General features: G+C 40.7%; 9 protein-coding genes. 8 read left to right on the top strand and 1 reads right to left on the bottom strand.

All coding sequences use genetic code 11. The features are described 5' to 3' along the window. Positions 1-53: 53 nt before the first annotated feature. The gene (locus tag FLL46_RS22035; protein ID WP_142933777.1) at positions 54-2,072 is read right to left on the bottom strand and encodes a winged helix-turn-helix domain-containing protein; all 2,019 of its coding nucleotides are present in this window, start codon (positions 2,070-2,072) and stop codon (positions 54-56) included. 425 nt (positions 2,073-2,497) lie between these two features. Here FLL46_RS22035 and FLL46_RS22030 point away from each other — a divergent pair, with 425 nt between their 5' ends. The 8 genes from FLL46_RS22030 (at position 2,498) to FLL46_RS21995 (ending at position 14,696) form a co-directional block, all read left to right on the top strand. Continuing rightward, entirely contained in the window at positions 2,498-4,654 is a 2,157-nt protein-coding gene (locus FLL46_RS22030) for a hypothetical protein (RefSeq protein ID WP_142933775.1), read from the top strand. Positions 4,655-4,883: 229 nt separating this feature from the next. Beyond that, complete coding sequence (locus tag FLL46_RS22025) at positions 4,884-5,201, top strand: hypothetical protein (RefSeq protein WP_142933773.1); 318 nt, start codon at positions 4,884-4,886, stop codon at positions 5,199-5,201. Positions 5,202-5,216: 15 nt separating this feature from the next. Continuing rightward, positions 5,217-9,377: a hybrid sensor histidine kinase/response regulator transcription factor gene (locus FLL46_RS22020; protein WP_142933771.1), complete on the top strand. Its 4,161-nt coding sequence runs from the start codon at positions 5,217-5,219 to the stop codon at positions 9,375-9,377. A gap of 204 nt (positions 9,378-9,581) precedes the next feature. Then, a complete protein-coding gene (locus FLL46_RS22015; protein ID WP_142933769.1) occupies positions 9,582-9,926 on the top strand; it encodes a hypothetical protein in 345 nt (114 codons plus the stop codon). A gap of 72 nt (positions 9,927-9,998) precedes the next feature. Further along, a complete protein-coding gene (locus FLL46_RS22010; protein WP_142933767.1) occupies positions 9,999-10,301 on the top strand; it encodes a hypothetical protein in 303 nt (100 codons plus the stop codon). A 50-nt stretch (positions 10,302-10,351) separates the two neighbouring features. Beyond that, the gene (locus FLL46_RS22005) at positions 10,352-10,687 is read left to right on the top strand and encodes a hypothetical protein (RefSeq protein ID WP_142933765.1); all 336 of its coding nucleotides are present in this window, start codon (positions 10,352-10,354) and stop codon (positions 10,685-10,687) included. Between the two features lie 521 nt (positions 10,688-11,208). Further along, positions 11,209-13,404, top strand: coding sequence for a type I secretion system permease/ATPase (locus tag FLL46_RS22000; protein ID WP_142933763.1), 2,196 nt, complete (start codon positions 11,209-11,211; stop codon positions 13,402-13,404). After that, a complete protein-coding gene (locus FLL46_RS21995) occupies positions 13,401-14,696 on the top strand; it encodes a beta-barrel domain-containing protein (protein WP_142933761.1) in 1,296 nt (431 codons plus the stop codon). Before FLL46_RS22000 ends, FLL46_RS21995 begins: the two co-directional genes overlap by 4 nt. The last annotated feature ends 89 nt before the right edge of the window (positions 14,697-14,785 follow it).

Genomic DNA, 14,785 nt, shown 5'->3' with positions numbered 1-14,785 from the left:
GCTTAAAACTAAGCCATGTAACTAAAAAATGTGAGTGCCTTTCAATGTTTTTCTCACTCTGAGTCTGCTTTAGTCAATCGCTCGACAGATTCGAGCCGTTTTACAAAGATTTTATTTAATGCTAAGTATCCCAGCCTGTCGCTGGTTGAAATCATTTCTTTAAGCAGCGCTTTTGCTTCAGAAACTTGATTTTTCATTAACAAGAAATTGATTTTGACATTTTGCGCATCTAGCGTTACTTTTTCGTTTTGTAGGGCTTTGGCATTTTCAAATAACTTATCAACAAAGTGAGCTGCTTTAGTTTCGTTTTTTTCACGGATCCAGAAATTGGCTAGTACAGAAAGCCCGACTTTTTCTGCATTTTTGTCGCCGACTAACTGGTAAATTTCTAAAGCTTGAAGATAGAGTTTTAGTGCTTTTTGTTTATCGTCTATTGCAGAATAAGCACCCATTTTAACCAGTGTTGCGGCAACACCTAACTGATTTCCGGCCCTGTTTCTGACTGCGAGTGAATGCTCAAGATAAAGTTTCGCCTGTTCTAGCTGATTAATTTCAAATGACCGTTCCGCTAAAAACTGAAGTGTCCAACCTTGACCGCGTAAGTGCTCAATTTTTTGGTAAAGCGAGAGAGCTGTATTCAGGTGTTGGATGGCGAGCATGGGGTTACGATTGAAGCCTGCGATGCGGCTTTTTAAAATATAGGTCCAGGCCAGCCATTTGTCATTTTTATGTTTTTCAAATATCGCTTGCGCGTAGTTGAAAAGAGAATCAGATTTGTCATAGTGGCCTTGATAGTAATGAATTTTTCCAAGCAGGTTGGCAGAATGCGCGGCGAGCAATTCGTCGACTCTCAATCGCTCAGCGGTATTATTTTGTGAGTCGATAATTGCTTCCAGCAGATTTTTGGCGCGGTTGAGATCGCCGAGTTCTACTTCTGTTTTAGCTAACTTAAACTTGGCTTCCAAAAACTCTGGATGATGTTGTAATACAATCTCAAAGTAATGTTTAGCAAGATAATGCTGTCGTGATAATAAGGCTTCGTTTCCTTCCGCAAAAATTCTTACCATAAAGTCATCTTGCATCGCCGCTGGGTGGTGCTCGAATGTTAAAGCGCCGTGAATAAAGCGGTCTGTTAATTGAAAGTTGAGTTTGTTGATTAAGTTACCGAGAGATGAGTCTTCTATTTGCCTACTAACAGAGAGTTTATCTTTGGCGATATAAATCGAGGCATGCGCACCATAATCATTGCTTTCTCCGCTCACTGTGACTGATACAACATAGTCCGCAGATGTAGTTTGTGCGAGTTTTTCCAGTTGAAACTCATCAAGCAATGTATTGGGCTTGATGGATTGTTGTGATAGTAAACTCAATATACCTTTACTGGGGTAGGTAATAAATGAGTCCTGGTAAGCAACGTTATTTTCCAGTATATCCATCAGCCCCAAGGTAATCCAACTCGCATCAATGTGGGAAGTTTGATTAACGAACGGGAGAATCGCGATCATGGGTTTTCGATTTGAATTGTTAGCCATTGATTGATTGGACGTCGCATTACCCGATCCAGAGGAGTCCGCTATCTCACTCAATAAGTTATCGTTTGTTAGTCCCGTCAAGTTTTTTGATGCCTTCACCGGTTCAACTTTTAACCAATAGGACACCATCATTAAGCCAATGATAAAGATACCGGCAAATGCAAATATTTTAATCAGGTGTCGCTTAAGCTTATTCATTGTTACCCGATTAATGATCGTTTCGGGTTGGTAGGTATCGTAAGGATAGATCCACTGATAGCCTTTTTTGGGAAGTGTTTGGATAAATAAGGAGTGTCGAGGGGAATCTCCTAATGCCTGACGAAGCTCCTTTATTGCATCATAAATGACGTTTTCGCCCACCACTGATTCTGACCATACAGAGGCGAGCAGCTGGTTTTTATCAACGATTTGTGATGAGTTTTCCAGTAATACTTTTAATAAGAGTTTGGATTTCGGTCTTAGTTCAATGACGTGACCGTTTTGGGTTAGCGTGAGTGTCGTGGAATCAAATTTAAACAATGAGAATTGATAAATATCCATAAGATTCCGAAATGAAGTAAAGCTATTGCGAAGCCGGAGTTCGCCTAAAACAATCAGGAGTTAGTAAAAGGTGAAAATAAAATAAAAAATCCAGCTGAAAAATAGTAACAAACATGATGCTTTACGGTAAACGTAAATATTAATAACAAAATGTCTTTGTCGAAAATACTTTTGTATTTTTTGATTTTAATCTCTTCGGGAGATTGTAGGCTTTAAAAAATCCCTTCTAATGCTTAATTAATGTACGAAATAGAAAACACTAGAAAACAATAGAACCCTTTTCTCGACGGTTATTTTAAAAAGGAGGTGCTTGTCAGCATCGCTATTCGGTTTTAATTGAATCGTTTTCGATGATGCTGTTTCGAAGTACTTAATGAATGTTTTATTCAATGGATCTGTTTACGATTTTATACTGGAGAAAAGCCATGCCGAAAAAATATTTTTCACTCTTGTTTTATCTAATTTCTATTGCTTTGCTACCGACTTTTTTTATCGATGATGCTCAGGCAAGGCCAGATTATGGTGATCCTTGGTGGTGTGACCATCTGGATGAAATTCCAGAAGGAAAGCCGTGGCCTGATTGTGATAATCCGACGCCCACGCCGCCCGCGCCACCTGAATTTATTGCTTATACACCTTATTCAGAAAGTGGAACTTTTAAAGTTCGCTGGGGAGACTCACCAACCTCAGGCGTGACTTATCAGTTAAGTCGCCGTGTTAACAATGGAAGCTGGAGCCTAATATATTCTGGGTTGGCGTTAAGCCATCAAGTTTCTGCTTTAGGCAGCAACCGATACCGGTTTGGGGTAAAAGCCTGTAAGGCAGGAAAATGCAGCAATACGGTTCATATTGGCAATATGCTGGTCAAACGGCCAAATCCGACTAGTGTATTTTCTGTTCAAAGTAATCTCAGCACTCAATCTCAAGATGCTAAAGGTGCTGGGGCTATGACACTTTCCAGACAGGCGCTTTCCAGAGATACGGATTTAAACGACGAACAGATAGGTACTCGAGCGATTGCGCCCGATGAAGGAGAGCCTGATGAAGGAGGAGCCGGTTCCGGTGGTTCTGGAGGTTCAGGGGGATCTGGTTCAGGCGGATCAACAACACCCGAAATAGATATCAGCATGCTCGGTAATGGCTACGATAGTTTGAAAGTTGTTGCATCTCCAAGCGATTGCTGGGTTCAAAATGATAACCAGCTGTTGAACGGCGAACTACAACCTTACGATAACAAAGTCTACTTGTTTTCGTTGGCGAATACGCGGTCTGAGTTAGCGACTCATCTGGATTTAAGTAACTCAATCACGGCGGAAGGCGCATATGGTGGATTTTCGGCCAGCTACAACAATACAACCGAACTATATCAAGCCATCAGTAAAGTTGAAGAAACTTCAGTCATTGTAGCGAAGTTAGAATTAAGCTCTTATCGAGCGAATATTGTCGATTCAACTCAACGCCAATTGAGGAGCGGTCATCTTGATGATTTGATTTCGCAAGACTATAACCGCAGAAAAAACTTTCGGCATAACTGTGGTGATGAATACGTCAACCAAATTGTTTTGGGACGACAAACTTATGTGACCATTCAGGTAAACAAGCAAGATGCAACCAAAGAAGAAAAAAGATCAACAACATCTTCGTTGAAAGGTGACTTGAGCATATTTAGCGCAGATCTATCAGAATCTGAGCGCTCATCGCTTTTATCTAAATACTCAGGCTATAGCTTTGAAGTTTTGGCGGTTTCCAAAGGTTCTTCGGTTAATGTTACCAGTATTGGTGGGCTCGCCGAATTGACTAGATTTTTGCAAGATTTTGAAAATGAATCAGCGCTGAGACAGGTTGCTATTCAGCTTTCTCACAAAAAATATGAAATGCCGTTAGAATTAGCAGGCAGCAGCCATTTTGATGTGTTTCTTGACTATCGACCTATGCAAGCCAAACTCAATGCTTGGGAATCCCTTGATCGCCAGGTGGCGAGTAGGTGTGAGCTGTTTCATGTAGACCCAGAGTTTCCAGACGATGCTAAAGAAGATTTAGCGCAGGCCTATAGTGTCGAGGTTTATAAGCGATTAAACATCTATCCACTCAATATCTGCCATTCAACCAAAAGCATGATTAAGTCTGGGGTTGCGCAATGTGCCGATCATGAAAACTGGGCGAACTGCTATGTGCCATTAGATTCTAATTGCCAGGACACCGTTAATAATAATGGTCAATGTATGGTTTTACCTAACAAACTACCGATCTGGCAGATTGAAGAGCATCATGGTTTTATTAGAACGAGAGTAGATAGCTGCTCACTTTTTTCTACTTGTAAAGAGGAGAAAGAATCTGAAATCTGTCTGTCTTCAGCCGATGCCATTCGAGACCTGAGTGTAGGCAGTGGCAATACCGTCGGTGCCTTGATCAGGGTGTCCAAGTTTGGAGAAACCTCTTCATCTCACAGCCTAACTCAAAACGGCAGGTGCTTAAAATCATATGGTAAGTCGGTTAAGCACGGGTGGGGAGCCGGTGCTAAATATAACAGTGACCAGTATTTTTATGGTTATGAGCCGTTGTTTATCGGCTATGGATTTTAGTCAATAGGTGGTCAGATATGTGGCCCGATACATGGTGCCTACACTATTTGTAGGTACCACGTTTGAACTTTTTGTTATTAAGAAAATCTCAGCTAGAAATGTTAATCTTTGAAATTGTACGCAAATATTAATGGTTGGATAATCCATCTATAAATTGGATAATTTCAGTGATAATATTCGCCCTATTTAATGGAGGCTGTAGCCAAAAATAGTTCTAGTAGGAGACACTATGAGATTTACATTTTTGATTAAACTTTCAGTAATAGCAGTTCTAACCGTCGGCTCCTATGCAGTTAGCGCCAATACGTTAAACAAACATGGCAGTGACTGGAAATTGGCGAAACAAGCCATGGCTGAAACAAACAGTGCGTCATTTTGTTCCATTTATTTATGTGAATCAATACTGCCTTATTACGATACACCGCGAGCACGCCGCGATAAAGATCCTGTCGATGGAATGGTAGAAGTTACTTATTGGCATTATATCGGCGGACCAGGTCCACTCCCTCAAGATCCAAGACCAACAGACGGTACGGATGCATCATAAAAGTTTAACGGCTTAATGAAAGTTTTATTATGGATTGGCATTTCTATTTACGGCTTATGTGCACCATTTACGGTAGCAGGCGAGCAATTACTTCATATTGAACCCTACTTTGAGCATATTGCTAACGAGCAAGGACTTTCTAATGTAACAGTTAAAGATATTGCGCAAGATGCGCAAGGGTATCTTTGGTTCGCAACAGATGACGGACTCAACCGTTTTGATGGCTATTCGTTCAAAGTTTATCGGCCTGTAAGTGGCGATGAGTCCTCGATTGCCCACTTTCGCCCCAATGTTTTACTTGTTAACAGTTCAAATCAATTGTTGGTGGGAACACCGCTAGGTTTAGAATTGTATGATGAATCGCAAGATAGTTTTTTACCTGTCAGTACAATACCTGAAATTGCGGAGTCGTTGTCAGGTGTTTCCGTCACGGCACTTTTCGAAGATAAAGATAATAATTTGTGGGTGGGCACCGCCAGAAATGGATTAAAAGTTGTTGATTTTAATCTAAATCAAGTCACGGACTTTAGCGCTTCAGAGGATAACGAGCGTAAGCTTAGCAGTAATTTTATTACCGTAATTAGCCAAACTAAAAATGGCAAAATATGGGTAGGTACTCGAAAAGGTGTCAATGTTATAGATAGCAATAATTTTAAAGTCGCTACCAATTTTCAATTTAAAAGCGATAGCCGTCGCTTAATTGAAGATGATGTCTGGGATGTGTTAATCACGGACCAAGATGACATCTGGTTAGGCTCTAATAAAGGTTTAAGCCTGTTTAATATTAATACTGGAAAATTTGAATCGTTTTTCTCTGGAATAAATCAAGAAAATAACGCAAGTGTTCAGATTATCGAAGAGGGTCCTGATGGGCAATTATGGTTAGGGACTCGTAACGGTTTAATTCTATTTGATCCGGCCACAAAAAAATACGTTCATTATCAACACAAGGAAAATAAACCTGAGAGCCTTGGTGGTCAGTCGATATTGTCAATATTTAAGGATAGAGAAGGATTGTTTTGGTTTGGTAGTTATGCCAAAGGGATCGACAAATATAATCCAGAGATGAAGCGATTTGGCCACCATGTGAGTTCAGGCAATGACGATGAATGTCTTTCTGGTAACCTTATTTATTCATCGTATATAGATAGTTATGGTGATATCTGGTTGGGCGCTAACGGCAAGGGGCTTCATCGTATTGATAGGAAAAACAGTCATTGCTATTGGTACCGTCAGGGAACAACAAATCTTGAGGCGGTAACTTTCAAGAGTATTGTTGACATATACGAAGATGCAGAATCAAACTTGTGGTTTGCCACCTTAAGAGAAGGCCTCATTCAGTATAATCGTAGCGAGAACCATTTTCGACAATTTCTCCATAACAAAGATGAAAATAGTATTAGCTCGAATTACACGCGATCTGTGACTGCCGATCACCTGGGTAATATCTGGGTGGGTAGTTACCGTGAAGGCCTTAGTCGCTACAATATTCGCGAGAATACTTTTACTTCATTGACAGGTAAGCATTCTGAAAGCTTTTCGTTTGATCGTAATGTCATCACAAGCCTTGTGGCAGACAAGAAAAATAACTTATGGGTCGGAACATCAAATAATGGTTTGCTAAAAATTGAACAAAATTCAAATTCTTTGATTGAATTTCAAGGAAAAAATTCACTGTTTCCTCCAAATGTTAGTGCACTAGCATTTGACCAGGCGGGCAGTCTTTGGCTGGGGAGTGCTGGGTATGGTCTTTATCATTTCGATATTAAGACAGAAGAATTAATCCACTTTTCAACGGAGCAAGGATTAGCCAGCAATTTTATTTACCACATTGAAATCGATAATCAGAGAAATGCCTGGGCGTCTTCTAGTGCCGGACTATCTCGAATAGAATTTGACTCCGGTAAAATTGCGAATTTTACTCGTAAAGACGGCCTACAAAATAACGAGTTTACAAGCGCTGGATCTTATCATTCAAAAACGGATGAAATGCTCTTTGCGGGAATCAACGGGTATAATCTATTTAATCCTCAAGGTGTTTTTAGTGATGTTATTCCTCCTCGTATCGCAATTAACCAATTACAGATTTTCAATAAAGATGTTCAGCTAAAAAGAGAGCAATCTGACTCGGTGCTTTCTCAAACAATAAACACGACTCGTCAGCTAAACCTGGATTATGATCAAACGGTATTTGGTTTTGAATATGTTGGGCTAAACTATTTAAACCCTAAACAAACCCGTTATGCATACCAGTTAGTTGGATATGATGATGATTGGATTTACGTTGATTCAAATCGGCGTTACGTCAGCTATTCGAACCTGGATGCCGGCAACTATACGTTTCAATTAAAGGCATCGAATAAAAATGGTGTTTGGAGTGAAGAACCTAAATCAATAGCGATTTCTATTGCATCTGCTCCTTGGAGAACTTGGTGGGCTTATTTACTTTATGCCGTCTTTACTATTGCGATCATGACAACGGTTATCTGGTTATCTTGGCGCAAAAAAGTGGCGCAACAGGAAAAACTTTCTGCACTGGAGGTTGCGAAGGCAAAAGATCGTTTATTTACCAATGTGTCACACGAATTTAGAACGCCGTTGACTTTAATGCTGAGTCCGATCGAATTAATGCTGAAGAGTAACCCGTCGGAGACTACTCGAAGTAAATTAATGATGATGAAGCGTAACGGCCAGCGATTGTCTAAAATGGTTGATCAATTTTTAGAGATGGCTCGACTTGATTCGTCAAGCTCTGAAGAAACACAAATCTATGAACTAAAAAGTTTTATTCAGTCATTACATGCATCCTTCCAATCATTATTAGATGCCAAGAACTTATCTTTAGAAGTCAATATTTCCGAAGAAATATCGCTTAGTCTAACACGTGACTCTCTCGAAATTATCGTCACTAACTTATTGTCCAACGCGGTAAAATATACGCCAAATGACGGCAAAATTATGATAACCGCCGAACGAACTAACGATGACCTGATACTCTCTATTTCGGATACTGGCCCGGGAATCAGTTTAGATAATCAACCATTAGTTTTTGAACGGTTTACGCGATTAAATGATGAGAGTACAGAAAGTATTCAGGGGACGGGTATTGGACTCGCCCTTGTGAAAGAGATTGTTGAACGTAATGACGGTAAAATTACCCTCGAAAGTGAGTTAGGTAAGGGGAGTTGTTTTAAAGTTTACTTACCAATGGAAAAGATAAGCATAACTATGGACTCAGTGGAACTCTCCACTACACCTATTTCGTCGTCGACAGAGTTAGAAATCAAGGTTCTAAGGAATTCTGACTCAAGTGAGCAAGTGACAAAAACTGATGATAGTCTTACACAAGATTTTCAGCTCAAAACGGACATCCCTGAAAATTCGGCTCACGAGAAAACGATACTGTTCATTGACGATAATCGTGACATGAGAGAATTGTTATTGACTATTTTTAAACCCCAGTTTCATTGTTTGGTTGCTAACAACGGCACTGAAGGGTTGAATCTGGCATCAAGCTATGTTCCTGACATAATCATTTGTGATTTGATGATGCCAGGAATTAGCGGTTATGAAGTAGCCTCCAGTCTAAAACAAAACGAAATGACCAGTCATATTCCCATTATTATGTTAACGGCGAAAGGTGGCGTTGAGAGTCGTATGAAGGGCTGGAAAGAGAAGATTGATGATTATCTGACCAAGCCCTTTCACCCTGACGAACTTCAGTTGCGCGTTCAAAATATACTCGATATTCGCAGCATCTTGCGGAAGCGATTTGGTAGTGAAATCACTCAAGGGCCGGGTCAGCCAGGAACAAAACAAAAGCCAACATTGGTTGGAATGAGTGATAAAGATAGCCAGTTTATCGAAAAGTTTACCAAGATCATTGATGAAAATTTCACATGTTCTGAGTTTAATCGAGAACAGGTTGCCAAAGAATTAGGGGTGAGTGAAAGGCAATTAAACCGTAAACTCAGCGCATTAATTGACCACAACTTTTCTGATTACATTAAAAAGTATCGGCTAAATCGATCAGTTGAATTATTTTCGTCGGGTCGGCAAATTGCTCAAATTTCTGAAGATGTTGGTTTTAGCTCGCCTTCTTATTACATCCGCTGCTTTAAAGCGGAATATGGGAAAACGCCAAAACAGTATCAGGAAGAAACCATTCAACGATAACTGTTGTGTTTAAAATCAATCGGTGTGGAAAATATTTATCTTTTGGTATCAAGTGGTTAGCTTTATATTGACCAATATTACTATTTTTGGTCCCGTTTTTAATACTTGCTTTTAAAGCGGGCTGGTTATCATCTCATTGTCATTAAGTTTTTGTATTATTAAAAATGAGAACATCTGAATTCTGATGTTCAAGGAGATTATTCGATGAAAATCATGGGCGTTAAAAATTTAATGTTTGCAGTATGTCTTTTATCTGCGATCGCCTCTTTTGAGATTCTTGCAAGTACTCATAACCCTTCTTTTTCATCAGGTCGGGCATTTCTTGATATTTCTGAAATTGAGGATTTTTGTAATTGGGACGGTGTTTCATATCCCCAGGGAATCGGAAAGTGGCGTCATTGTGTGAGTATAAAAAATTATAGACCGTTTGCACCAATAGGTTCTGAACCTGAGCCTACTAATCTGATGGATGTTTCATACTATTATATCGTTATATTAGGACCACAAGCGCCGGATCCTAAGCCAAAAGGGGGTTATGACACTAAGTAAATTTGCCTGAAGTAGAGTTGTCGTCGTGCCGGATAACTGGGCTCGAATTCTAACGGTTAAGGAGATTATTTAATGAAAATTTTTAGTATTAAAAAGATCACATTGTTGCTAGGTTTCTTATTAGCGTTGGACTCACACGGCTTTCCTCCTGTCAAGGAAGGTCCTGTTGGGCTCGAAACTGTGCTTGTTGATGCTTCTAGAGTTGAAGATTTTTGTAATTACGAGAGTGAAACATTCTCAAGACATTGTATTAGCACTGAACCATTCATTCGCCCTGGTCAATCGGAGCCTTCAAATTTAGTGCTCGTTACCTTTTTGGTGAGGCAGCCGTCGGCTCCAGATCCAAAACCAAAAGGCGGTTATGGTACTCATTAATCTGAGTTCAGGATAAGTTACCAGAGCGTTAATGATCAAGGGGATTATTGGTGAAAATTGTGAATGCTAAAATAGTCACGCTGGCGCTAGGCCTTTTGTTTACAGTTGCCTCTCAAAACACACTAGCTTCGCTGTCAAATCTTGGCGGTTCCTACGATTTGACCACAACGCGTATTAATGTTTCTGAAATTCAGGATTTTTGCAATTGGGACGGTGCGTCAGATCCAGGGATCGGAAGATGGCGCCACTGTACTAGCATTAGACCTCTGAATATAACGGGTCAAACAGAAGCCTCTAATGCCGTGATCGTCACATATTATTTGATTGATGTGGTTGGGCCTTCAGCTCCTGACCCAAAACCAAAAGGCGGCTATGGTACTAAATGACCTTCGTTATACGAGAGTCGGCCATTGAACAGTACTAAAATTATCCCCTGAAGCCGATATGGGGATTATTTTCCACCAAGCTTTTTATTCGGAGTAGAATCAGATTTTGTCTTGAATCTTGTTTTGCTTGGCCGCAATGTAACTTTCCTATCTATGTCTGTTAGTTGTGGTATGCCGGTACGAGTGTGGGCGCTGCCAATCTATTGAGAACCTGGTATTTTTTAACCTTGGAATTAGCCGCTTTGCCGCTCGGACTAAGTATGCGATTCGCTGGTAAGTCGTAAAAAGTAACAATGAAAATAGTGACTTAAATACTTGTGTAAATTAACAGTCACATTCCATATTTACTATTTTCTGTCCCAATCTTAATACCGCCCTTTTTCACCGCCCTTTATTATTTTACCTACTAAATCCTATCCGGTTTTACATAACCTGATTTTGTATTAACCGCTGTTTAACGGTGGATAGCTACTGCTATTTAAAATCCAAATATCAGGTATGAAGCCTTTTGAAATTAAGATATGACAGAAAATATACACTACCAAATGGCAATATCATGCCTGTGCCTTGTGGCTCGCTTTCATCAGGTTCCAGCTGAGGCGAGTGCATTAATTCGAGAGTTTGGATCAGATTCCGAGCAACTTAACGACATTAATTTGTTACGAGCCGCGAAAAGCCTCGGATTCAAGGCAAAGTTGTTGCGTACAAAGACCAACCGCTTACACAAACTGATCTTACCGGCAATTGCCAAACGCCATAATGGCACGTATTTCGTTATCGCTAAAATTTCAGACGATCAAGTGTTAATTCAAGATGTCGCTCTTGGTAAACCTGAACAATTGAGTTTTTCAGAATTGAATGAACAATGGAGCGGAGAACTTGTACATATTGCAAAACGTACTCGCTTATTAAGTGAAAACAGCAAGTTTGGTTTTGCCTGGTTTATTCCTGCGCTGGTTAAGTATAAAAAATTATTAACTGATATTTTACTGGCCTCTTTTTTTATTCAACTGTTGGCGTTAGCAACGCCCATCTTTTTCCAGGTCGTGATTGATAAAGTTCTGGCCCACAAGGGCTTAACTACACTCGATGTTTTAGCTGTTGGCTTTTTCGTAGTGATCACTTTCGAAGTGATTTTGACGGGGCTACGGACATACATCTTTAGTCACACGACCAATCGAGTTGATGTGGAACTGGGCAGTCAACTCTACCAACATATGCTTGCACTCCCTTTCGCGTATTTCGCCGCAAGGCGAGTCGGTGACACGGTTGCGAGAATTAAAGAACTCGACAGAATACGTGAATTTATGACCGGTTCTTCATTGACGGTAGTGCTTGATTTATTTTTTACCTCGATTTTTTTTGCCGTCATGTTTGCCTACGCACCTTTGCTCACCTGGATTGTTGTTGGCACCATTCCTTTTTACATTTTGCTGTCTGTTCTAACAACACCCAGGCTCAAACAGCATCTTAACGACAAGTTTCAGCGTAGTGCAGAAAATCATTCTTTTTTAGTCGAGTCGGTTTCAGGAATAGAAACAATTAAGTCGATGGCAGTAGAGCCACAAATGCGTAATCGATGGGATGAGAAGTTGGCTGATTATGTTAACCACTCTTTTAAAGCGAGCCAACTAAGTAACGTTTATAGCAATGTCGCTGCTTACATTAACAAAATATGTAGTTTGTTGACGCTTTATTTTGGCTCTATTGCTGTTGTCGCCAGTGAATTAACCATTGGCCAGTTCATTGCGTTTAATATGCTTTCTCAACGAGTGTCTGGCCCGATTATGCGACTGGTTAATTTGTGGCAAGACTTTCAGCAAGTCAATATATCGGTTGAGCGACTGGCTGATATTCTGAATTCGCCAAAAGAGCCTGGATATAGTCCGAATAAGACCACGCTAGAATCGATTAAAGGTGAAGTAAGATTTGACGGAGTGAGTTTTCGCTATCGACAAGATCAGCCGCCGGTGTTGCAAAATGTCGAATTGACAATACAACCGGGAGAAGTGGTTGGCATTGCGGGTCGCTCAGGATCGGGCAAGAGCACATTAACTAAACTGATCCAACGTCTGTATGTTCCGGAAAGTGGTCGAGTATTGATTGACGGTAACGACTTATCGCTGGTTGAACCCGCATGGTTACGCCGACAAATTGGGATTGTGCTACAGGATAACTTTTTATTTAATCGGACCGTTCGAGAGAATATTGCAATAGCCGATCCCAGTATCCCAATTGAACGGATTATCACTGCTGCGAGAACTGCGGGCGCTCATGAATTTATTTGTGAATTGCCGGAAGGTTACGACACCATTGTTGCGGAGCAGGGGAACTCTCTGTCGGGCGGACAGCGCCAAAGGATTGCCATTGCTCGGGCGCTGGTGACCAACCCCAAAATTTTGATTTTTGACGAAGCAACCAGCGCCCTGGATTATGAATCAGAAAAAATAATTCAGTCCAACATGCGTCAAATCTGTAAAGACAGGACTGTTTTTATTATCGCTCACCGACTATCTGCTGTGCGGGATGCGGATAGAATTATTGTTATGGAAAAGGGCAGACTCGCCGAGCAAGGCAGGCATGATGAGCTAGTGCAACAGGGTGGGATTTATGCTCATCTCTACGCGATTCAGTCGCTAGTTCAATCGAATGTTAAAAATGCTAGTTCAGTCATTAAAAAAACACCAAAACCAATTCCTCAGGAGACAAGCTCATGAAGTCTTCATCTCTTCAGGATTGCACAACAAGAACAGAGAGTGCGAATAATTTCGAGGCTCCGAACAAGTTCTTGAGTCGCGAGCAGTTAAGTTTTTTGCCTGCTGCACTTGAAGTACAACATGCCCCTCCTGCAAAGTTTAGCCGAATTATTTTGTGGACCATCATGTTGCTGCTGTTCCTGATGATGCTTTGGGCATCTTGGGCCAGCGTTGACATTATTGCGACTGCTCAGGGAAAAATAGTGCCGTCTGGTCAGGTCAAAATTATTCAACCGCTGACTCCAAGCGTTGTCCGTGACATTCACGTCAGCGAAGGTCAAAAAGTTAAAGCGGGCGAACTATTAATTTCTCTAGATAGTACTCAGTACAAAGCCGATTTAGCGAGGCTGGAACAGGAGCAGTTTGAACTATCTGCAGATTTGGCTCGCTTTTCTTTATTGTTAGCTCGACTGGACGCTTCTCGAAATAAAAATCAAAGTCAAAATGATGGCACAGAAGAAGTCACTTCGGCTGAACTCAACTTGCTTCAGAGAAAGCTACTGGAAAATCAATGGGAAGAATATCAAGCGAAGATAACTGGGCCGACAAAACAGTTGAACGGTCTTCAAGGACAATGGAATGATATTACAAATGCGACACACCGATCTAAAAAAAACCTGCCAGAAATACAAGAGCGTCTGAAAAAGCTCACTCAAAAAATGAACGATGTTCAATCCCAGTTAACAACCATCAATCGACACTATGAGAATCAATACCTGGTCGAACAGCAGCGAATTAGTCGTGGGCTACACGGGATAAAACAAGAAATTATCAAAGCAAAAAATAATATTTTAGCGCAGCAGTTGAGATCGCCGGTTGATGGTGTTGTAGACCATTTACGAGCTAACACTATTGGTGGTGTCGTTGCGACTGGTGAAGAAGTCATGCGTGTCATACCTGACGGACAATCATTAGTGATTGAAGCAGGGTTGCTTAACAAAGACATCGGGTTTGTGGAAGTGGGGCAGATAGCGGAAATAAAGGTCGACAGTTTTCCTTTTACTCGATATGGCATTATCGAAGGCGAAGTCATTCACCTGTCATTCGACGCTATGGAAACTGACAATGCAGGACTAATTTTTCCAATAAAAACGAGTATCAGCGATCAATTTATCACTGTAGGAAATAAACAAATTGCTTTAATTCCCGGAATGTCGGTTACCGTGGAAATTAAAACTGGACGGAGGCGAGTGATTGAATTTTTACTCGCGCCTCTGTTTAAAGCATGGAGTGAAGGGATCAGGGAGCGTTAAAGCAATAATGTAGTTGATGTTGTTCGAGTTGTTTTTTCAATAGTCGTATATTTTTTAAGTCGAGCTTATTTAAGAAAATAATTTATCCG

Source organism: Aliikangiella coralliicola (assembly GCF_007004725.1).
In the GTDB taxonomy this organism is placed as follows: domain Bacteria; phylum Pseudomonadota; class Gammaproteobacteria; order Enterobacterales; family Kangiellaceae; genus Aliikangiella; species Aliikangiella coralliicola.
The sequence above is the reverse complement of the archived record's forward strand: the minus strand, read 5'-3'. Positions and strand labels throughout refer to the sequence as shown.